At 67.3% G+C, this 21,497-nt stretch carries 17 protein-coding genes; 11 read left to right on the forward strand and 6 right to left on the reverse strand.

From position 1 onward, the window contains the following. Nucleotides 1–244 precede the first annotated feature (244 nt). From VFW04_05720 to VFW04_05730, 3 genes are all read left to right on the forward strand, one after another. The gene (locus VFW04_05720; GenBank protein ID HEX5178805.1) at nucleotides 245–3,094 is read left to right on the forward strand and encodes an insulinase family protein; all 2,850 of its coding nucleotides are present in this window, start codon (nucleotides 245–247) and stop codon (nucleotides 3,092–3,094) included. Nucleotides 3,095–3,190: 96 nt separating this feature from the next. Further along, nucleotides 3,191–5,149 carry a DUF3857 and transglutaminase domain-containing protein gene (locus VFW04_05725; GenBank protein HEX5178806.1) on the forward strand — a complete coding sequence of 653 codons (1,959 nt, stop codon included), beginning with the start codon at nucleotides 3,191–3,193 and terminating at the stop codon, nucleotides 5,147–5,149. A gap of 495 nt (nucleotides 5,150–5,644) precedes the next feature. Beyond that, nucleotides 5,645–7,834, forward strand: a complete 2,190-nt coding sequence (locus tag VFW04_05730) for a hypothetical protein (protein HEX5178807.1) — start codon at nucleotides 5,645–5,647, stop codon at nucleotides 7,832–7,834. A gap of 442 nt (nucleotides 7,835–8,276) precedes the next feature. On the opposite strand, the gene VFW04_05735 is transcribed toward VFW04_05730, so the two are convergent. From VFW04_05735 to VFW04_05755, 5 genes are all read right to left on the reverse strand, one after another. Next, nucleotides 8,277–8,963 carry a hypothetical protein gene (locus tag VFW04_05735; GenBank protein HEX5178808.1) on the reverse strand — a complete coding sequence of 229 codons (687 nt, stop codon included), beginning with the start codon at nucleotides 8,961–8,963 and terminating at the stop codon, nucleotides 8,277–8,279. Nucleotides 8,964–9,024: 61 nt separating this feature from the next. Further along, on the reverse strand, nucleotides 9,025–9,924 hold the full coding sequence (locus VFW04_05740; protein HEX5178809.1) for a ChbG/HpnK family deacetylase: 900 nt from the start codon (nucleotides 9,922–9,924) through the stop codon (nucleotides 9,025–9,027). Beyond that, nucleotides 9,857–10,627 (reverse strand): dolichyl-phosphate beta-glucosyltransferase, encoded by a 771-nt coding sequence (locus tag VFW04_05745; GenBank protein ID HEX5178810.1) that lies wholly within the window; start codon nucleotides 10,625–10,627, stop codon nucleotides 9,857–9,859. Before VFW04_05745 ends, VFW04_05740 begins: the two co-directional genes overlap by 68 nt. A gap of 96 nt (nucleotides 10,628–10,723) precedes the next feature. Then, complete coding sequence (locus VFW04_05750) at nucleotides 10,724–11,731, reverse strand: NAD(P)H-quinone oxidoreductase (GenBank protein HEX5178811.1); 1,008 nt, start codon at nucleotides 11,729–11,731, stop codon at nucleotides 10,724–10,726. Nucleotides 11,732–11,773: 42 nt separating this feature from the next. Beyond that, on the reverse strand, nucleotides 11,774–13,327 hold the full coding sequence (locus VFW04_05755) for a cyclopropane-fatty-acyl-phospholipid synthase family protein (protein HEX5178812.1): 1,554 nt from the start codon (nucleotides 13,325–13,327) through the stop codon (nucleotides 11,774–11,776). Nucleotides 13,328–13,546: 219 nt separating this feature from the next. Between VFW04_05755 and VFW04_05760 the strand changes: the two genes are divergently transcribed. The 3 genes from VFW04_05760 (at nucleotide 13,547) to VFW04_05770 (ending at nucleotide 15,559) form a co-directional block, all read left to right on the forward strand. After that, nucleotides 13,547–14,062 carry a DUF5715 family protein gene (locus VFW04_05760; protein ID HEX5178813.1) on the forward strand — a complete coding sequence of 172 codons (516 nt, stop codon included), beginning with the start codon at nucleotides 13,547–13,549 and terminating at the stop codon, nucleotides 14,060–14,062. A 153-nt stretch (nucleotides 14,063–14,215) separates the two neighbouring features. After that, the gene (gene pal, locus VFW04_05765; GenBank protein ID HEX5178814.1) at nucleotides 14,216–14,779 is read left to right on the forward strand and encodes a peptidoglycan-associated lipoprotein Pal; all 564 of its coding nucleotides are present in this window, start codon (nucleotides 14,216–14,218) and stop codon (nucleotides 14,777–14,779) included. A gap of 153 nt (nucleotides 14,780–14,932) precedes the next feature. Continuing rightward, complete coding sequence (locus tag VFW04_05770; protein ID HEX5178815.1) at nucleotides 14,933–15,559, forward strand: DUF1707 domain-containing protein; 627 nt, start codon at nucleotides 14,933–14,935, stop codon at nucleotides 15,557–15,559. 5 nt (nucleotides 15,560–15,564) lie between these two features. Here the strand turns inward: VFW04_05770 and aroH are convergent, their stop codons facing one another. Further along, nucleotides 15,565–15,975 (reverse strand): chorismate mutase, encoded by a 411-nt coding sequence (aroH, locus tag VFW04_05775; GenBank protein HEX5178816.1) that lies wholly within the window; start codon nucleotides 15,973–15,975, stop codon nucleotides 15,565–15,567. Between the two features lie 166 nt (nucleotides 15,976–16,141). On the opposite strand from aroH, the gene VFW04_05780 reads away from it, so the two are divergent. The 5 genes from VFW04_05780 to VFW04_05800 all read left to right on the forward strand — a co-directional run bounded on the left by VFW04_05780 (nucleotide 16,142) and on the right by VFW04_05800 (nucleotide 21,380). Continuing rightward, complete coding sequence (locus tag VFW04_05780) at nucleotides 16,142–16,816, forward strand: NADPH-dependent F420 reductase (protein HEX5178817.1); 675 nt, start codon at nucleotides 16,142–16,144, stop codon at nucleotides 16,814–16,816. An 88-nt stretch (nucleotides 16,817–16,904) separates the two neighbouring features. Beyond that, nucleotides 16,905–17,132 carry a heavy-metal-associated domain-containing protein gene (locus VFW04_05785; protein HEX5178818.1) on the forward strand — a complete coding sequence of 76 codons (228 nt, stop codon included), beginning with the start codon at nucleotides 16,905–16,907 and terminating at the stop codon, nucleotides 17,130–17,132. 87 nt (nucleotides 17,133–17,219) lie between these two features. Further along, entirely contained in the window at nucleotides 17,220–19,589 is a 2,370-nt protein-coding gene (locus VFW04_05790) for a heavy metal translocating P-type ATPase (GenBank protein ID HEX5178819.1), read from the forward strand. A 39-nt stretch (nucleotides 19,590–19,628) separates the two neighbouring features. Further along, nucleotides 19,629–19,922, forward strand: a complete 294-nt coding sequence (locus VFW04_05795; GenBank protein HEX5178820.1) for a metal-sensitive transcriptional regulator — start codon at nucleotides 19,629–19,631, stop codon at nucleotides 19,920–19,922. A 264-nt stretch (nucleotides 19,923–20,186) separates the two neighbouring features. Next, nucleotides 20,187–21,380: a PAS domain-containing sensor histidine kinase gene (locus VFW04_05800; protein HEX5178821.1), complete on the forward strand. Its 1,194-nt coding sequence runs from the start codon at nucleotides 20,187–20,189 to the stop codon at nucleotides 21,378–21,380. Nucleotides 21,381–21,497 lie beyond the last annotated feature (117 nt).

The raw sequence follows: 21,497 nt of genomic DNA on the forward strand, positions 1-21,497 counted from the left end.
CTGGGACAGCACGTGCCGAGAATGGAACGGCGTTTGGGCGACTGCACGACGTTCATGGAGTTGGATGGTCGAACTGTGCGTTTGGTTGCTTCGCGTCTCGCAACGGCGGTTGCACGTGACGCGAAGGTGACCGCGCGCTCAGATGATGACGGGTCACGAGACGCGCTCCTTGGGTCGTGCGCCGGCCGCTAGGTTTCGCGATGCGCGCTGCATGAGCAGTGCGCATTCAACGGCGGAGATCGGCATGGTGTCTCGGATTCGTACGGCGGCAGTCTGGCTCGCTCTGGCAGTGCTCGTTGGAACCGGCGATGCGGCACGCGCGGCCGCGCAGGACTCGGCGGTCCAGGCGCCGCCGCTCTCGGCGCCGATCCCGACGGATCCGAGCGTGACGATCGGCGTTTTGCCTAACGGGCTGCGATATTACATTCGCGAGAATCACAGGCCCGAGCACCGCGCGGAGCTGCGGCTGGTGGTGAACGCCGGATCGATTCTGGAGGACAGTGCCCAACGCGGACTGGCGCACCTGATCGAGCACATGGCGTTCGCCGGCACGCGGCATTTTGCGCGACAGGCGCTGGTCAACTATCTGGAGTCGACGGGCGTTCGCTACGGCGCGGACCTCAACGCCGGGACGAGCTTCGACGAAACCGTGTATCAGCTCACGGTGCCGACCGACAGTGCGAAACTGCTGGAGCGCGGGGTCGAGATTCTGGAGGACTGGGCAGACGGCGTGACGTTCGACTCGACGGGCCTGGCGCGCGAACGGAAAGTCGTGACCGAAGAGTGGCGGTTAGGCAGAGGCGCCGCCCAGCGGATTCGCGACAAGCAGTTCCCGGTGCTGTTCGCGAACTCGCGGTACGCGCGCCGGATACCGATCGGCGATCCGAACATCATCGCGACGGCACCGCGCTCGGAGCTGCTCGAGTTCTATCACGAGTGGTATCGCCCCGATCTCATGGCGGTGGTGATCGTGGGGGATTTCGACAAGGCGCAGGTCGAGCGCTGGGTGAAGTCCGACCTGGGCCAGGTGCCGGCCCCGACGACGCGCCTCGATCGGCCGGTATACCCGGTCCCCGATCACGACAGCACGCTGGTTTCGGTGGTCACCGACCCCGAAGAGACGTCATCGAGCGTGGCGCTGTACTACCTGCAGCCCGTGCACCGGGACAGCACGGTGGGCGATTATCGCGAGGCGCTCGTGCGGGGGCTGTACAACGACATGCTCGACGAGCGGCTGTCGGAGATCTCGCAGCGGCCGAACGCGCCGTTCATCGGCGCGGAGTCCGAGCAGGGCCGGCTCATCCGGTCGAAGGAGGTGTACGCGTTGACGGCGGTGGTGAAGGACGGCGGCATCGCGCGCGGCCTGCGTGCCGTCCTAACGGAAGCGGCGCGGGTGGAGCAGCACGGGTTCACGCCCACGGAGCTGGCGCGCGAGAAGGAGAACTACCTCCGCGAGACGGAGCAGGCGTACGACGAGCGGGACAAGACGCCGTCGGACGTGTTCGTCGCCGACTACATCGACAACTACCTCGAGCAGACGGCGATTCCGAGCATCGCCCAGGACTGGGATCTGACGCGCGCGCTGCTGCCGGGCATCACGCTGGACGAGGTGAACCGGCTGGCGAGCGCGTATCTGTCGGGCACGAGCCGGGTGATCACCGCCAGCGGGCCGAGCCGCGACAGCGCCGAAATGCCTAACGCGAAGGAATTGACCGCCATCGTCGACAGCGTCGGTCGCACGTCGGTCGCCGCGTACGTCGATTCGGTGGCGAACCAGCCCCTGGTGGCGCATGCGCCGACGCCGGGCACGGTGGTTTCGGCGCAGGCGATCCCGTCGGTGGGTGTGATCGAGTGGACGCTCTCGAACGGGGCGCACGTGCTTCTCAAGCCGACGACCTTCAAGGACGACGAGCTGTTGTTCCGCGCGTTCGGCCCCGGCGGCGTCTCTCTGGCCAACGACTCGATGCTCGTGCCCGCGCAAACTGCGACCGATGTGATCGATGCGAGCGGCGTCGGGGCATTCACCGCGACCGAGCTGGACAAAGCGCTCGCCGGAAAGACGGTCTCGGTTGAACCGTATATCAGCTCGTACGAGGAAGGGATGACGGGAAGCGGGTCGCCGCGCGACGCCGAGACGATGCTGCAGCTGGTCTACCTGTACTTCACGGATCCGCGCGCCGATACGGAGGCGTTCACCGCGTTGCAAACGCGCCTGAAGGAGCTGCTGGCGAACAGAAGTGCGAGCCCGTCGGCGGCATTCGGCGACACGATCGAAGCCACGCTCTACGGACACAATCGGCGGCTTGCGCCATTCACGAGCGCGACGACCGCAAAAATGAATCTTGATGAGTCGCTCGCGTTCTATCGTGCCAGATTCAAGAATGCGAGCGACTTCACGTTCATGTTCGTGGGGAACATCGACACGACGGCGCTCAAGCCGCTCGTCGAGAAGTACATTGGCGGGTTGCCGGCATCGGGCGCGCATCAGTCCTGGCGCGATGTGGGGATCGATTTCGCGCGCGGCGTGATTCATCGAGCGGTGCACCGCGGCGCGGAGCCGAAGAGCAACACGGACATCATCTACAGCGGACCGCTGGCGTTTTCGAGGCACGCCGTGTACGAGATGCAGGCGCTCGAAGACGTTCTGCAGATCCGGCTGCGGCAGCGCCTGCGCGAGAAGCTGGGCGGCACGTATGGCGTGAACGTGAGCGTGACGCCGATGCTGGTGCCGAGGCCGCGGTATGAGGTGTCGATCACGTTCGGCTCGGCACCGGATCGGGTGGACGAACTCGTGCGCGCGACGCACGCCGAGCTCGATTCGATCAAGGCGTACGGTCCAACGGCGGCGGACCTCGAAAAAGTCCGCGCCACGGAGATGCGGGAACGCGAGACCGGCCTGACGCAGAACCATTTCTGGCTAACGCTTCTGCACAGCTATCTGTATAACAAGTGGAATCTCGACGACATTCACGCCTTCGACAGCGAGGTCCGCGGCCTGACCGCGGCGTCGGTTCGCGATGCGGCACGACGGTATCTCGATGAGCGGAACGTGGTGCAAGTGTCCCTCTATCCCCAGTTAGGCGCAAGCCGGTAGCGGACGGCCGGGGCGGTGTGACGCCGCGCTGCCGCCCGCCGTCAATCGAGAATGGTTTTCGTCTTCCCTTCCCACACCGAGCGCTGGTCTCTTTCTATGCGTGTGCTGGCTGCCGTGGTCGCGGTGTCGTTCGTCGCTCTGTCCGCCGGCGCGCAGGCGCCGCACATCACCCCGGCGGGCGATCCGTCGGTGAAGAGCGATACCATTTATTCGCTGGCGGTGCCGGCCGGCTCGCACACCGATGAGCCGTACGTGCTCCTGCTCGATGACGGCGTGGTGAAGATCGAGCCGGACGGGCGCCTGACGACGACGTATCGGCAGGTGGTGCAGATCCTCACGCAGGAGGCCGCCGAGCGATGGGGCGAGCATACGTTCAGCTACTCGGCTGGCCGCGAGAAGCTGACCGTGAACTGGATTCGCGTGCTGAAGCCGAACGGCGAGGTGGTGAGCGAGAAGCCGACGCACGAGCAGGAGTCGCTGGCGCCGGTCTCGCTCGATGCGCCCGTGTATTCCGATCTCAAGCTGCACCGGGTCACGTTAGGCGGGGTCGCGCCGGGCACGCTGATCGACTACAGCGTGACCACGGAGACGGCGAGCCCGCTGATTCCGAGCGATTTTTTGACATCGTGGAGCGTGCAGACCGGGGTGTTCACGCGCCGGTCGCGGTACATGGTGGACGTGCCGGCGAATTACACGCCGCGCATCGAAGAGCACCACATTCCGTTCAAGCGCGCGGAGCATGTGTCCAACGGGCGCCGCGTGATCACGTGGGCGGCGCAGGACGTACCGAAGCCGGAGCCGGAGCCGCTGGCGCCGGACTCGTCGTACGGCGAATCGCTGACGATCGCGGCGCCGCGCACGTGGAGCGACGTGGCGCACTGGTACGCGGGTCTGGCGCGCGACCGCTACACGACCACCCCGGCCATCGACGCCAAGATCGCCGAGGTAGTGAAGAACGCGAAGACGCTCGACGACTCGATCCGCGCGGTGCACCGCTGGGTGGCCCAGGACTTCCGCTACGTGTCCCTGTCGTTAGGCATCGGCGGGTACCAGCCGCACCAGCCGGAGTCGATGTTCGAGAACAAATACGGCGACTGCAAGGACAAGGCGACGTTCTTCATCGCCGCGATGCGCCGGTTAGGCGTGACCGCGTACCCGGTGCTGCTGAGCGCCGACGGCGGCGTGGATCCGTCGTTGCCGAGCGCGCACCAGTTCGACCACATGATCGCGGCGGTCAAGCGCGCCGATGGGCGGTACACGTACGTCGATCTGACGGCGGACCTCGCGCCGTATGGTGCGCTGCCGCCGGGCGAGCCGGGCGAATTCGGGCTGGTGGTGCATCCCGATGGCACGAGCGAAGAAATCACGTTCCCGATGGACTCGGCGGCGCGCAACCTGTCGCGCGTCGACATCGACGGGTCGCTGTCGCCGGACGGGCTGTTCGCCGGCAAATGGATGCGGACGGCGACCGGGCTGCAGCAGTACGGTCTGCGGAGCTCGATGTCGCGGTCGACGCAAATGGATTCGACGCAGCGTGCGCGCGCGACGCTGGCGATTGCCAACGCGATCATCCAGGGCGCCACGGGCGACAGCCTGCAGGTGTTCGACGGCCGCGACCTGAGCGCGAAACCGCGCATTTCGGTGCGGCTCTCCAACGGCAAGATGGTGAGCGACGCCGGCGCGACGAAGATTCTGACGCTGCCGATTCGCGACTTTGCCGTGCCTAACGTCGTCGCGTCACTCGAGCAGCGCGGTCCGCGCGTGAATCCGATCGACATCGAGAAGGTGTGGGGGCCGCACGAGGAGCTCGAGGACTTCGAGGTGACGCTGCCCCGAGGGTGGAAGGCGCAGCTGCCCAAGTCGCTGACCGAGTCGAGCGCGTTCGGCACGTACACGGCGAAATACGAACAGGATGGTGACACGCTGCACGTGTCGCGCTCGCTCGTGGGGGACACCGGGGTGCAGCCGGCGAGCGCGATGCCCGCGCTCATCGCATGGCTCAAGGCGATGTCGGCGGACGACGTGAAGTACATCGTGATCAACGCGGGGAGCTGACCGGCAACGATTGGTACCGCGTGCCGGTTCTCCGATGACGGCACGAGGGTGGGGTGAGCGTACGATGTTCGCGCGCGGTCGATCGACCGCCACGAGCACCGTACGCTCGTTTGTTCCCCACGCTTCATCGAGGTGGCCGTCATGCACACCATTCATCGGTGCCTGTCCATCGTCGCGATCATCGCGGTCGCGGGCGCGTGCTCGGATCCGATAGCCGGTCCGTCGCGAAAACCACGTTCAGACATCACGTCGCCAGCGCCCGCTGCCGAGCAGGTGGTCTTTCTTCCACCGCTCGGCACCGGCGGCATGCCGAGGGGGGCATCGGACGTGTCGCGCCAGGTGGTGTTGGAGGTGTGCGTGCGGGCGGATACGGCGTGTGTCGGAGCGGCCATCGCGCGAATCGATACGGCGGCCGGCCTGCGGGTGGTGGGTGACGCGCAGGTCGCGGAGGCGGGGCGAGCGACCTATGAGGCGGTGTGGCGCGTGCCGCGTGCAATGGGCGAGAGCGGCGCGAGCCTCCGGCTGCGGGTGATCGTCGACGGCTCGGAGCTCGGCCATCTGGACCTGCGCGTTCGCGGCACGCGCGACGGGAGTGATTCCGTCTGGTCGCCTAACGGAAGGATGGTCAGTCCGGACGCGGCGCTGCCGATTCGATTCTGGATCCAGCGGCCGCCGCGCCGGTTCACGGTGCTCGTCGGGCCGGGAGTGCGCGGCGATCCGGGTGCGTCGGATTCGTTGTGGACGTACGGGACGCGGGTGCCATATGCGTTCGCCGCGGCGGCGGGTTACGAGAACGTGCTGGTGCGGTTGGACGGGATGCCGGCAACGCAGACGGGTGTGGTGGTGACCGACACGGAGCACGTGCTAACGGTGACAGCGGATCGGCACGTCGTGTTGGGCAGTGCTGCTCTCCCGTTGTATGCGCTGGCGCGGGCGGTGTTGACCTCGGCGGATCCGGTCGGGGCGTACCAGGCGTATCTCGATATGGCGTCGGCGTACGTGGGGTCTTCGGGGCGCGGAGCCGAGGAGTCATTGCGGGATGTACGCGACGTGGAGTTTCTCGCCTTCGATCCGATCCGCGACTCGGCTGCCTTACGGAGAGTGGATGGGGCGTTGGCGGGGCATCTCTTCAGCACGGGCGAAACGACGCCGAACTTGACGTCTGCGCGCGTGGCAGTTCCGCGATCATCCGTTCGTGGCTTGGATGCGTTAGACGCGACGGACAGCACCGAGCAGACGGCCTTTGTGTACGTGAACGGAATCGCGACACCACAGCTCGGACCACAAGGCGCAATTGCTACTCAGTTCGAGCTTCGGAACATCGTTTCCGAAATTTCCTTGTTTCGCGGCAACGACGATTTCGACGTCAAGCTGTTCTACAACCGCACCTACAGTGAACAGCGCCCATCGCCGGAGCAACAACGCGCGCACTGCGTGTCGCTATTTGCAGCGCGTCTCGCGTTCGGTTATGTGGGCGTCAATTCGCTCGCGTCGTTCATGGAGAAATGCACGTCCGATCAGACATTTCGGCGCTTCTCGGATCACGATCTCCTGGAATGCATTCGCCAAATGTGGACGATCGTTGCGAATACCGATGGCGCCGAAGTCGACGCTGTTGCTCTCGCATCTCGGATTCAGGAGTTACGTGTAGCCGGCACCCATGTGATCCTCGTGCCACATTCGCAGGGCAACCTGATGGCCAATCAAGCAATTCATCGCCTACACTCGGTCACTCACGAATTCGATCCAACGAGCGATTCGACCTGCATTGGACTGGTATCACTCGCCTCACCAACGAGCCATCGTTGGGAGTTATCCGAGCACTACATTGCTCCGATTGTCGTACGCGGCGATGTTGTTCCACTGATAGACAACGAATGGGAACCCATCGACACCGACCTTTCAGAAGAGTTGCTCGATCATCCATCTATTGCGACGCTCTTCAAGCCAACGGGCATCCTGCTGCACCAAGTGCTCGAAAGCTACCTTCTTCAGCCTCAATCGCGGGCCGCGATACGGGCCGGGCTCGAGAACGTGTATCGCGCCTGCAGCGTGGCGAGCCTCGTAATCCGGCCGACGTCGGTCACCCTCTCGGTCGGAGCGGCAACGACCCTTACTGCCGGCGCCTTGAATGCATTCGGGGATACGTTAGGCGGGCGGTCAGTGTCTTGGACGAGCACCACACCAACGGTCGTATCGGTCACGCCGATCGGCGCACTCTCTGCGACAGCTCGTGGTGTCGGCCCAGGAGGTGGATCCATCGTCGCACACCGCTCAAATCGTCGCGCGGAGTCAGCAGTGTCGGTCTTCAATCCTGTTCCGCAGGAAGATCCGTTCACCTTTACGTACATCGCTTCGTATCAAGAAGGCTTTCTCGGTGACGATCAGCACTTGAGCGGCACGGTCGCTCACCCCGGTGCCGTGCCGCTCCCTGCTGGTACTCTTAGACTCTCATTCACAAGGCAGTTCGGACGTATCAGTGCCGCTGTAAATAACTCGCTCTACACGGTCAGCACGATCGGAACAGACTCCGTTATCCTTGGCGGCAACCCCGGCTCATCGTATCGGCTCGGGTGGAACGAGGACCACACAAAGCTGTCTGGTCGCTTCGATACCTTACAGTGGATTTTTGGTGTGGGTTTTGTACAAGCAGCACTGCCAGTGACGTTCGAGCGACAGCAGTAAAGCGTGGGAAGGCCATTAATTCGATCGATTATTGGCACAGCGGCGCTGTGCATCGTGGCGAGCGCCTGCAGGCGCCCGCCACGAAACAGCGTGCATTCGGTGCCGCAAAGCGTGACCCGCTACCCGCATGCAACCGACAGATTCGTGAACTTGGTGCGTCAGCAACTCACTTCTCGCGATCCTGTCGTAGTCGAACAAGAAATCATGTGCGAGGGAGTGCGGATTTCTCGTGTACTAGGCGATGCCGAAACGTCGATACGCATCAGGTCCGCGCTAGACACGGCATACGTTCGCCGTATCGATAGCTTGGCGTTTCGCCGTGTTGCTCAGGCACTGGAGGGGCACATGCTCGGCACCGGCGGCCACGTGTGCGATTCGCTCATCGCAGCCGCCGACAGCGTCGATCCGATTGTTGCGGTTAGGCAGCGCGCGCCGTAGGCCCTTACGGCACTCCCGCCGGGCTGGCAGCGAGCGAAATCAACGTCTCATCATCAAGGCGGTGGCCGCCCTTGAACGTGATCGTGCGCGCCACAATCGATTCACGCGCCATGCGCTCGCTCTGCTCCGCCACCGCAGCCGACGTGACGAGCCCGTCCTCCGCGCCGACCACAATGACGATGTCCGCGGTCCGGGCACCACCGGGCGCGGCAAGCGTCGCCAAGTCGAGATCATGCGGGATGAGGCCACCCCAGATGATCAGCCGGTCGGTGACGATCTGGCCCTGCGTTGCCCAGCGACACGCCGTCGCCACGCCCTGCGAGAAGCCAAGCGTCACCACACGCGGAAGCCGGCCGCCGACATCGCGCCGAATCTGATCGGCCAGCGCGTCCAAGTACTCGATGTAGTCATCGATCTCGCTCAAGCGATCCTCGCGCGTCATCCACGAGGCGCCCACCTGCGAATGGGTATGGCTGCCCGTCACCGTGTCGAGATAAAAGCGGGACAGCGCCTCCGGCGCGACAATCAAACGCCGCCCGTCGTTCACTACCTCGAAATGCCGAATGAAACGGGACGCCAACTGCCCGTAGCCGTGCAACACGAACCAGACTTCGCTCGGCGCGCGCTGCGGATCGCCCAGGGTGAAGAATCGAGCGGTCCGGCCGACAGGAAGATGGTGTTCGCGCATCATGAGCCAAGACTGGCCCGGCGAGCAGCGCTTCGTCAATGGCGGACGAGGCCGCTCGACACGGTCATGTCAGCGCGCCGAAGTTGATGAGATCGATGTCGCCGCGGCTCAGGCGCTCGCGCACCGCCGGGGATGTGAGCGCGGCGAGCTCCGCGTCCCGCTGCCAGGTGTAGCCATCCAACGACGCGAGCTCCGCGTCGCTGTGACCTGGGTGCACCATGAGCTCGGTCGTGCCCGGCGCGAGATTGTCGAGCGCGCGCAGGAGATTTCGCTGGACATCGCGTCCGCCCTGCAGTGAGATGCCGATGAAATGATCCGGGTAGCGAAGCGGTGATGCGGTGCGGCGAATGCTCGCCCAACTGAGCGCGATGAGCACATTCACCGGGACGCGCATCGGCTCGAGCGGTGTGTTTCGGAACGATTCGACCGGCCATCGCATGGCGTGAATCCCGGCGCGGACCGCGGCGGCGGCAATCGGATGCCAGAGCGCGGGGATCGCATGTGTGTGCATATGGCTGTCCACATGCGTGGGTTCTACTCCGGCGCGGCGCACGGCGGCGATCTGCGCGTCGCACTCGGCGCCGACTTCGTCGGGATCGATGGCGCCGGCGAACGCGCGGGCCACGAGGGCCGGCAGGCGGTGAAAGCGACCAGTCTTCGCGTCGACGAGCGTGCGGACGCGCGCGAGCGGCTCGCCCTGCACCAGATTGATGTGCACGCCCACGCCTAACGGCGCCGCGACGTCCCATACGGCGCGCACCGCGTCGTCGAATGCGGGCATGTTCGCGAGGAGCGTCGTCGATGACACCGTGCCCGCGCGATGCGCCTCGAGAATTCCTTGGGTGATGCCCCTTGTGTAACCGAAATCGTCCGCGTTGATGATCAGGCGGGACGAATCAGTCGTAGCGCCTCCGCCACTCGTTCGTGCGGATACGGGCGAGGTCGCGCGCCATGTTGGCTGCATCCTTCACGAAGCGCACGGTAGTGGGCTCTTCATCGTAGCGGAAGTTAACCGCAACCTGCTGAATCGTGAGACCGAACTTGCGGGCGATGAACAGCGCTTCGACGTCGAAGCCGAATCTCGGGATCGTCAATCGCGGGAACACCAGATCCGCCGCCTTCGCCGAGAAGCCTTTGAGGCCTGCCTGCGTGTCGCGGACGCGCGGAATGAGCGTCCAGCGGACGAGCGCGTTGAACAAGCGGCTCATCACGTGGCGCGTGTAGAGGTACGAGAAGAAGCTCGGACTCATGAGATAGCGCGAGTCGGGCAGCACGCGGCAGGCAACGGCGACATCGGCCCCCTGCTGCAGCGCGTCGAGAATCTTGTCGATTTCGGTGGTGGGATAGGCGAGGTCGGCGTCGGTGAACACGCGAAACCTGCCGCGTGCCGCGCGCATGCCGCGACTCACGGAATATCCCTTCCCCATGTTTCGGTCGTTGTGCAGCACCTGCACGCACGGTGCTTCGGTCGAGAACGCATCGAGCATCTGCGCGACGCGGTCGTCGCTGTGATCGTCGACGAAAATGAGCTCCCACGAATAGGGCCGCGACCGGAGGAACGCGCGGAATTGATCGAGCGCCGCGGGGAGTCGTGCGACGCCGTTGTACACTGGAACGACCAGCGAGAGCAGCGGCGGCCGAGTCGCCGAAGGGATCTGGGAAATCACGCCCGATCGTTTGGAGAGTGAAGCGGCGGTGCGAGATCCAACATACACCGTCAGCGGACACAGCGGTCCGGCCGCGGCTGCTTCTTCGCGAAATCTTTAGTCGGCCATGGCGAGCACAACTTTTCCGTGCGTCTCGTTGGACTCGACCCGACGGTGCGCCTCGCACGCATCGCGCACGGGAAACACCCGGTCGACCGTTGGGCGGACGACGCTTCTCGACAGGAGGGGCAGCACCTCGTGTGCGAACGCGCGCGTGGCGGCGATCTTCTCCTCGAGCGGGCGAGCGCGGAGAACGGTGCCGCGGATCGTGAGCCGCGACGTGAGGACCTGCCCAACGGGAATCGTGGCCTCGCGGCCGGCGAGCGTGCCGATGAGCACGAGCCGGCCGCGCACGCCGAGGCACTCGATGGCGGCGCGGACGTAGGGACCGCCTACGAGGTCGAGCACGACATCGACGCCCGCACCATCGCTCCAGCCGCGGGCGGCGGCGACCAACGGAGCCAGGTCGTCGGTGGTCACGCGGCCATCCGTTAGGCCCAAGGCGCGCGCGGCCTCGATCTTGGATGCGCGTCGGGCACTGCCGTAGACGCTCGCCCCCATGGCGCGCGCGAGTTGCACGGCGGCGAGGCCGACGCCGGAGCCGACGGCGTGGATGAGGACGCGCTCGCCGGAGCGCAGCGCGGCGCCGGCACCCAGCGCATCGTGCGCGGTGATGAACGCTTCGGGCACGGCGGCGGCATCGGCCCAGGACAGGTCGGACGGCATCTCCACGAGCAGCCGTTCGTGCGTCACCAGGTACTCGGCGTAGGCGCCGCCGCCGGCGAGACCGAACACGCGCTGCCCGATGCGCCAATCGCGGACGCCGTCGCCTAACGCAGCGATCTCGCCGGCGAATTCGAGGCCGGGGATGTCGGCCGGCGCATCGGCGGGCGCGGGATAGTGGCCCTCGCGCTGCAGGATATCGGCGCGGTTGACCGCGGTGGCGTGGACGCGGACCAGCACCTGGCCGTAGCCGGGCGCGGGCCGGGGCACGTCGCGGAGGACGAGCACATCCGGGCCGCCGGGGCGCGCGATGACGATGGCGCGCATCCTGGAAGCGCTCACGGCCACCGCCCGGCGCGCGCTGGGCCTAACTGACGCACGCGCTCAGGCGGGGCGCGGCGCGCGGGGCACGATGTGCAGGGCGCCGGTGCGGGGCGAGTAGATGTCGGCGCGCGTGCGCGGCAGCATCACACGGCCGCGCGCGTCCGGCTTGCCGAACAGGACCTGCGCCAATCCGATGCGTCCGCTGGCGAACGCGTGCGCCGATGCCGACATGTACAGGCGCCACACCCGGTACGACTGCTCGCCGACCATCGCGACCGCCGCGTCGCGCGCGTGCTCGAGACGCCGCACCCAGTGCCGCAGCGTGAGCGCATAGTGTTCGCGCAACGATTCGACGTCCCGCGCTTCGAGGCCGGCGCGCTCCCCGCAGCGCACCGCCGTCTCCAACGGCACGAGCTCGCCATCGGGAAACACGTATCGCTGGATGAACGCACCCTGCCGCCACGCCAGGCGCCTGAGGCGCCCGAGTACCGTGGCTTCCTCCGCGCGCACGATGCCGTGGTTGAGGAACAGGCCGCCGGGTTTCGTTAGGCTCGCAGCGGTACGGAAATACTCCGCCTGGCGCGAGCGTCCGACGTGCTCGAACATGCCGACGCTGACGACCTTGTCGAACTGGACGCCGTCGCCGAGTTCGCGGTAGTCGCGCACCTCGACGCGGCATCGCCCCTCGAGGCCATCGGCGTGAATGCGCTCGCGCGCCAGCTTGGCTTGTTGCTCGCTCAGCGTGATGCCCAACGCATGGACGCCGTAGTTGCGCGCAGCATGGCGGATCAGGCCGCCCCATCCGCATCCGATGTCGAGCAGCCGCTCGCCGGGGCGGAGGCGCAGCTTGCGGCAGAGCAGATCGAGCTTGGCGTGCTGAGCCGCGTCGATGTCTTCCGCACCCGTGACGAAATAGCCGCACGAGTACACCATGTCGCGATCGAGCCAGAGCGAATAGAACTCGTTGCCGACGTCATAGTGCGACCGCACGGCGGCGCGGTCGCGGCGGCGCGAGTGGCGCAGTCCCTGGTGCGACAATCCGGGTCGGCGCTCGTGCGCTTGCTCGGGAGCGTGGTCGCTTGGCAGCGCAACGAGCGCGCGCGCGGCGCGGAGCAGCATGGCGGGCGATGACATGCGAGCGCGCAGCGCATCGCCCAGTTCGGCGGCGGCTTCCATGTTGCCTTCGATGTCGATGTCGCCGCGCACGTAGGCCTCGCCGAGGTGCAGCTCGGACGGCGTGAGGAATGCGCGCCGGAGCGCGCCGGGCGACCGGATGACGAGCGTGAACGCGGTCGGCGCGGCGCCGGCCTGCGGCTCGACTGTTCCATCCCAGTAGCGAACCGAGAAGCGGCGCATGTCGGGCGGTCCGAAGAGTGCGGCGACGGCCGCGCGGGCGCGGTCACGCGCGCGCGCCTCGCCCAACGCAGCGGGCGCCGGCGTTTCGTGTGTCCAGAGCACGGTCCGCGGCTCGACGGATACGGGCACCGACCGCGCTTCCTCGGTTCGCGTACGCGCGCCGTTTTGCGTGATCCGCGAATCGCGCCGCGTGCGCGTCTCGCGTCCGTGTGTCGCGCCAGTGGCGCGGTCCTCCCGTCCCTCCGACTCAGGCTGCATTGTCGTCTCCTTGTCCCGATGCGTCGTTGGGCATCACGCACCGCCTGGCGCCCGTACGGCGCGCCGCTTACCTTGTGCCCTCTCGTCGCGCAACGCGAGACGGATGCCAATCGTCTCTCGCCGGCTGCTCGTCAGCCGCGTATCTGCATCTCCCACCACGTTTTCATGCGTCGTCGCCGTCTCCACAGTGCCGCCGGGCTTGCCGTTCTGCTGCTAGGCATGGCGTTCACTCGTTCCAGCGCACAATCCCTTCGCGGCTCCCACCACGCTGTCCAGTTCGCGTATGCGTACGCGAATCATCACGACCTCGAGCTGTACCGGACGCCGGCCGAGGTGCGGCGCGCGGTTCGCGATGGAGACCTCGTGCGGCTCAGGCCCAACGGACACTACACGCTGCACCGCGTCAGCTATCCCTACGTCACGCCCACCACGCGGACGTTCGTCGAGCGCCTGGCGGGCGAATATCATCAAGCATGCGGCGCGCCACTCGAGATCACCAGCGCCGTCCGTCCGACGCGGCGTCAGCCGGCGAACAGCTCACCGCTTTCGGTGCATCCGGCGGGAATCGCGTTGGATCTGCATCGTCCAACCGGCGCCTGCCTCGCGTGGCTGCGTCACACGCTGCTGACGCTGGAAGCGGCACGGGTGGTGGATGCCACCGAAGAGCGGCATCCGGCGCATTTTCACGTCATCGTGTTCGGAGCCCCGTACCGGCGCTTCCTCGCGTCGCGGTAACGCGCATCGCGCATCCAGCGCGCGTCGCCCCCGTTCGGAAGCACAAAGAAGTATTCGCGGACGTGTGATGTCCCGTTGCGTGACTCGTCCAATAAAATAGATTGGGTCCCATTCAACTGCCGTCAAGTCCCCACCCCACAGGAGCGCTGTACTATGTCCCGCAAGAGCCTCGCCCCCGCGGCGCTGCTCGCCGTTTCGACGATGCTGTCGGCCTGCCACCATGCGCCGCAACAAGTCGCGCAAGCGCCTGCACCGGCGCCTGCACCGGCTCCGGCGCCCGCACCGGCGACGCCGCCGGCGGATCACAGCGCCGACAGCGCACAAGCTGCGCAGGCGCGCATGGCGCAGGCACGATCGGCGATCGAGGCGCGCATCCACTTCGAGTTCGACAAGTCCGACATTCGCACGGACGACAAGGCGGTGCTGGATGCGAAGCTGCCGATCCTGCGCGCCAATCCGAACATGCGCATTCGCATCGAGGGCAATTGTGACGATCGCGGATCGGAAGAGTACAATCTCGCGCTCGGCCAGCGGCGCGCGGCGGCGGCGAAGCGCTATCTGACGGATTTCGGCATCGACGCCGGCCGCATCGACATCATCTCGTACGGTCACGAGCGCCCCGTGTGCTCGCAGGACTCCGAGGACTGTTATTCGCAGAATCGCCGCGATGATTTCGTGATCATCGCCGGCGGCGACAACATCGTCTCGATGCGTTAGGCAGCAGGACCGGCCGCGCGTCCTTCCGGCGCGCGGTCCGCGGCGCCCGTGTGACGCCGCGCCGGCCGGCGTCCTCCGGGCGCCGGGCGAGATCATGTTGCGCGCGGGGTTGGTCGTGTAGCTTTCGCTGCTGACCGATCCACGAGACGCCTCATGTGCCCCGATCCTTCCGCGATCTCACTCGCGCCGACAGCGATACAGCGCGAGCAAATCGTGCAGCGGTTGTGCACGCACTTCGCGAGCAACCATCTCACGATGGACGAGCTCGAGCAGCGCATCGATCGCGCGTACAAGGCGCCATCCGTGGCCGAGCTCGATGCGCTGGTGGCCGGCCTGCCGGTGCTGCCGGATGAGCCCGTCGCAGCGACTTCGGCGGTTGCATCTGCTGCCCCGAACGCGCTTCCGCTCAGCGTGCCGGACCGAGACGTGCTCATCGGTATCATGAGCGGGCACACGCGACGCGGTCCGTGGCCGGTGCCGCGTCACCTGAAGGTGCTCACGGTGATGGGCGGCATCGTCCTCGATCTCCGCGAGGCCATCATCGCTCCGGGCGTGTCCGAAATCGAAATCACGGCCGTAATGGCAGGGGTCGAGATTTTCGTTCCGCCGGGGGTACGTGTCGAGTGCACCGGCTCGGCGTTCATGGGTGCGTTCGAGGTGCATCAGCGTGCGCAAGCGAGCGCGGCGGGCAATGATCGCGTGCTTCGCGTGACGGGATTTGCGCTCATGGCCGGCGTCGAAGTGAAAATGCGTTCGATCCGGGAACTCCTGACGGGTTGACGGGGTCAGGCCCGGGACGCGAGGTCCGGGCGGAGCGAAGCCGCCTTTCGCAGGTAGATGGGGAGCGGCCGTGCGCGTTCGCGCGGGACATCCACGTGCATGAGCACGCGCACGCATCGGGCGAGTCCCGTCGGCACCGAAATCTCGGACATGCACAGCACGGGAACATGGTCCCAGCCGAGCTCGCGGGCGGCCCGGGACGGATCGGCGCTGGATAGGTCCCGGGTGGTGGTGAAAATGATGCTGACGACGTCGCCGACGCCGAGGGCGTTGCGGTCGAGCAGCGCGCGCAGGAGCTCGGCGGCGGCGCCGAGCAGATCCGCGGCGCTGTCGCGGTCGACGGTGGTGGCGCCGCGGAGCGCGCGGAGACTGCGCATCGCGGGCATGTCTGGCGGGCGAGCCGACGGACCGGTCACGTGGATCTCCCTCCTGTTTCGTTAGGCCGACCCGCTTCGCGGGTCTGCAGCACACGGGGTTACATTCGGGAATGGCGCCGGCGAAGGTGTGCGGCGGCGGATCGGTCTGTCAAGCGCGCCCCGGGGCGCGCCTTTCATCGGGAGTGTGAGTGGAGAGCGGGGGGTCATGCGCATAGCGATCATTGGGGCAGGGCACGTGGGCGGGACGCTGGGTCGCCGGTGGGCGACGGCGAACGACGCGCGCCACACGGTGGTATTCGGATTGCGACCCGGCGACGAGCCGGATGCACAGTTAGGCGAGTTCATCGAAGGGTCGGGCGGCGCCGCGCGCGCCCTTCCGGTGCGGGACGCGGCGCGCGACGCCGAGGTGGTGGTGTTCGCCACGCCGTGGAAGGCGACGCAGGAGGCGGTGCAGTCGGCCGGCCCGCTCACGGGCAAGATCGTGATCGACTGCACGAATCCATTCGCTCCAGGCCTAACGGGCCTCGATGTCCCGGACGGCGGCTCGGCCGGGGAGGCGGTGGCGTCGTGGGCGCCGGGCGCGCGCGTCGTGAAAGCGTTCAACACGACCGGATTCAACATCATGGCGAACCCGGTGTTTCCCGAGGGGCCGGCGACGATGTTTTATTGCGGCGACGATGCGTCGGCCAAGCGCGTCGCGCACGGGCTCGCGGCGGAGCTGGGGTTCGAGCCGATCGACGCCGGTCCGTTGTCGCGCGCGCGGGTGCTCGAGAGCATGGCGTTGTTGTGGGTGAGTCTGGCGATGGGCGGCGTGTCGGGCGGCACGGAGCTCGGCCGCGACATCGCCTTCCGGCTGGCGCGGCGCAAGTCCGCGGCGTGACGCGGCCCCAGGGCTTGACATAGGCCCCCGGGGTATCGATGCTTCGGAGGTACCCCGTGGGGGTATCCTCTTTCTTCGGAGCAGCGTTATGGAACGGGTGACCATCCTGATCGACGGCATGTCGTGCGGCCACTGCGTGGCCGCGGTCCGCCGCGCGTTAGGCGCAGTGCCGGGCGTGACCGTGGAACAGATCGAGCTCGGCTCGGCGACGCTCGCCTACGACGCGGGCGCGGCCTCGCTCGACCGCATCCGCGCCGCCGTGCGCGCCGAGGGCTACGTGCCGCGCGACGATGCCGGAGCGCCGGGGGCGGCATGAGCCCGGCATCGGTGATCGTCATTGCGTTAGGCATCGCGGCCGTGGCCTGGATCCACTGGTATTTCCGGCCGTTCTCGGGGCGCTGACATGGGCGCCGCGACACACCCGGCGTGCGAGACCGTCATCATTCCGGTCTCCGGGATGACGTGCGCCGCGTGCTCGAGCCGCGTGCAGCGCGCGCTCCAGGCGCGCCCGGGCGTCGAAGAGGCGGCGGTGAATCTGCTGTTGGGCAGCGCCACGATCACGTTCGATCCGCATCAGGCGACCGCCGGCGACCTGGTGGATACGGTCCGTGCCACCGGCTACGGCGCCGAGCTGCCGGCCGAGGAATCGGCGCACACGGTGCACCTGCACTCGCACGAAGCCGGCGCGCGACGGTCGGCATGGCGCGCCGGGCTCGCGCTCGCCGCCGCGTGTGTCTCGATGGTGCTGTCGATGGCGTTAGGCGGGGGCGCGATGGCCGGTTCCGCCGCATCGGTCGATCCCTTCATGCGCTGGTCGATGGCCGTGCTCACGCCGGCCGTGTCGGCGGCCGCGCCGTGGTTGTTCGCCGCCCCGAAAGCTGTGCTGCTCGGCGTTCTCCTCGCGCTGACGGTCGCCGTCATGGGGTGGGCGGGGCGCGAATTTTACACGCGCGCATGGAGTGCGTTTCGGCATCGCGGCGCCGACATGAACACGCTGATCGCCGTCGGCACCGGGGCGGCGTTCCTCTACTCGCTGGCGGCGACGCTGGCCCCGGGCTTCTTCGTGGCGCACGGCGTGCCGGCCGACGTGTACTACGAGGCGGTGACGTTCATCATCGCGCTGATTCTGTTAGGCAACGCCATCGAGGCGCGCGCCACGCAGCGGACGTCGGCGGCGCTGCACGCGCTGGCCGCGCTGCAGCCGCCACGGGCGCGCGTCGTCGTGGATGGCGAAGAGCACGACGTACCGGTACACGAGGTGCGATCCGGCGACATCCTCGCGGTGCGGCCCGGGGAGCGCATTCCAGTCGACGGACTCCTCGTGGCGGGTGAAAGCGCCGTCGACGAGTCGATGCTGACCGGCGAATCGATGCCGGTCGACAAGCGTCCCGGCGACGCCGTCATCGGCGCGACGATCAACGGGGCCGGCGCGTTCCGGTATCGCGCCACGGCGTTGGGCGCTGACAGCGTGCTGTCGCGCATCGTCCGGATGGTCCGCGACGCGCAGGCAACGCGCGCGCCGATTCAGGCCCTGGCGGATCGGGTGAGCGCGGTGTTCGTCCCGGTCGTGCTCGAGATTGCGGTGGTGACGTTCGTGGTCTGGTTCGTCGCGCTGAATGGCGCTGGCGCCGGCGCGACCGCCGCCGTGCGCGCGTTTGCCGCGGCGATCGCGGTGCTGGTGATTGCGTGTCCGTGCGCGATGGGCCTCGCGGTGCCGACGGCCGTGATGGTGGCGACCGGGCGCGCGGCGCAGTCCGGTCTCCTGATCAAGGGCGGCGCGGCGCTGCAGCGCGCGGGCGATGTGCGCACGGTGGTGCTGGACAAGACCGGCACCATCACCGAGGGCAGGCCTGCAGTGACCGATGTCGTACCGGCACCCGGGGGCTCCTGGCCGGCAGCCGAGATCGTGAGGCGGGCCGCCGCCGTGGAGCGCTCGAGCGAGCACCCGGTGGCCGGCGCGATCGTCGCGCGCGCGTCGGCGTCCGATCCGTTAGGCGAAGCGGCCGACTTCCGTTCGATTCCCGGACAGGGCGCGCTGGGGTCGGTCGAGGGCAAGCAGGTCGCCGTCGGGAACGCCGCGCTCATGGCCGCGGCCGGGATCGACGTGGCGCCGCTCGCCGAGGCGGCCGCGCGCCTTACGGACGACGGGAAGAGCCTGGTGTACGTCGCCGTGGACGACATACTGGCCGGGCTGATCGCCGTCGCCGACCCGGTGCGCCCGACATCGCGCGGCGCCATCGCGCGGCTGCGCGCGTTAGGCATCGACGTCGTCATGCTCACCGGCGACAACCCGCGGACGGCACACGCCATCGCACGCGCGGCCGGAATCGATCGCGTCGTGGCCGGCCTCCTGCCCGAAGGCAAGGTGGCCGAGATCGAGCGGCTCGGGCGCGAGACGCTCGGCGCGGTGGCGATGGTCGGCGATGGCGTCAACGATGCGCCGGCCCTGGCGCGCGCCGACGTGGGCATTGCCATCGGGTGGGGAGCCGGAACCGATGTCGCCGCCGAGGCGAGCGACATCACGCTCATGCGCGGCGGCGTCGAGGGCGTGGTCACCGCGATCGCTCTCTCGCGGCGCACCATGGCGACGATGCGCGAAAACCTCGGTTGGGCATTCGCCTACAATGTCGTCGGCATCCCGATCGCGGCGGGCGTGTTGTACCCGGCGTTCGGGATCCTCCTCAGTCCCGTCATTGCCAGCGCCGCCATGGCATTCAGTTCCGTTAGCGTCGTGGCGAACAGCCTCCGACTCCGGCGCGCTCGGCTCGACTAGCGCGGCGGCACATCACACGCATTCACTCGAGGCGTCCCCATGCCCAAGACCGCGCGACACGTCGAACCGGATCTGAAAGCGCGCAACCTGACTCGACTGCGCCGGATCGAAGGCCAGGTCCGGGGGCTGCAGCGCATGGTCGAGCAGGATCGCTACTGCGCGGACATCATGACGCAGATCTCGTCGGTGCAAGAGGCGTTGCGCGCGGTCGGAAAGGAACTCATGCGCAACCACCTCAAGCATTGTGCGACTCAGGCGATCCGCGCCGGCAACAGCGAAGCGAACGCGATGTACGACGAACTGATCGACCTGATTTACGCTCGCACGCGATAACGCCCCGGCGGCGGGGTGTCGGCCGCTTAGCCAAAGTGTGACCGATGGCCCATTTCTCGCTCGATGGCCGTCGAGGCCGGCGTCCCCAAGCCAAGTGGCAGGACGAGAGTGATGCGGCGGGGGCGGCGTGCGCGGGGCGAACCGGCATCTGGCAGGCGAGTCGTGAATCGTGCATCGAAGAAGGCCGCTCGTGGCAGCGGCAGCCACACCAAAAAAAGCGGCCGACGGCGATCCGATGCACGACGGGCACAGGATCTGGTGTGCATGTTCGTCGAGCACATCGCGGATCTCGCGATCTACGCCGTGGATGCTCGCGCGACGGTTCTGAGTTGGAATCTCGGCGCCGAGCATTGCACGGGGTTCGCGCCGAACGAGATGATCGGCCAGCCGATGTCTCGCTTGTACACGACGACGGACCTGGCCAGCAACCTCCCGGCACGCGAGCTCGAGCAGGCGATGTCCGTTGGGCGCTACGAGTGTGAGGGATGGCGGGTGCGTCGGGATGGGTCGCAATTCTGGGCGAAGGTCATCTTCACCGCTCTCCACGACCAAGATGACACGCTCGCTGGTTTCGGCATCGTGCTGCAAGATCTCACGGCCCAGCGTGAGATGGAGCGGCAGGAGTATGAGCACGCGCTGCAACTGGCTGCTCGCGACGCCGCGCGCATCGAGGCGGAGAAACGCGCTCGGGATCTCGCCGACTTGGTCGATCAGATCAGCGCGCAGGCGGTGGAGCTGGATCGCCGGCGGGTGGAGGCGGATGCGGCGAACCGCGCCAAGACGGATTTTCTCGCGGCGATGTCGCACGAGTTGCTCACGCCGCTCAACGCGATCGGCGGGTACGCATCGTTGCTGTCGATGGGGTTGCGTGGCCCGCTCACGAACGAGCAGCGGTCCGACGTGGATCGCATTCGCGGGAGTCAGCTTCAGCTGCTCGGCCTGATCAACGATCTGTTGAATTTCAGCCGGATCGAGTCGGGTCGGGTTCCGTTTTCGCTGGACGACGTGGTGCTGTCGGAGGTCGTCCGCGAGGTGACCGAGCGGATGGCGCCGCAAGTGTCGGCGCGGCGGCTGATCGAGGACCGAGTGGATTGCCCCGACGCGGTAGTCGCGCGCGCGGACCGCAGGAAGGTGGAACAGATTCTTCTGAATTTGTTGTCCAACGCGGTGAAGTACACGGCGCCGGGCGGCCGGCTCACGTGGTCGTGTTCGGCGGCCGGGGAGCGCGCGCGTCTCACGATACGCGACACGGGCCGGGGCATTCCGGCGGACCGATTGGAGGACATCTTCGAGCCGTTCGTGCAGGTGGGCCGGGGGTTCGCGCGGCCGGACGAAGGCGCTGGGTTAGGCCTGGCGATCAGCCGGGATCTGGCGCGTGCGATGGGCGGCGACCTGATGGTAGAGAGCGAGCCGAACGTGGGGTCGGCCTTCACGCTGGTCCTGCCGCGCGCTCGTTAGGCGCGCGGGTCGCCTCGGGGCGATCCGGCGATTCAGGACGCCGGCTCCAGTCGTTTGAGCTTCGGGATAACCCGATCCGCACGCCGTCGGCGGTGCGGTCGCAACGCGACGGCCCCA

It is taken from the genome of Gemmatimonadaceae bacterium (genome assembly GCA_036273715.1).
GTDB lineage: Bacteria > Gemmatimonadota > Gemmatimonadetes > Gemmatimonadales > Gemmatimonadaceae > JADGGM01.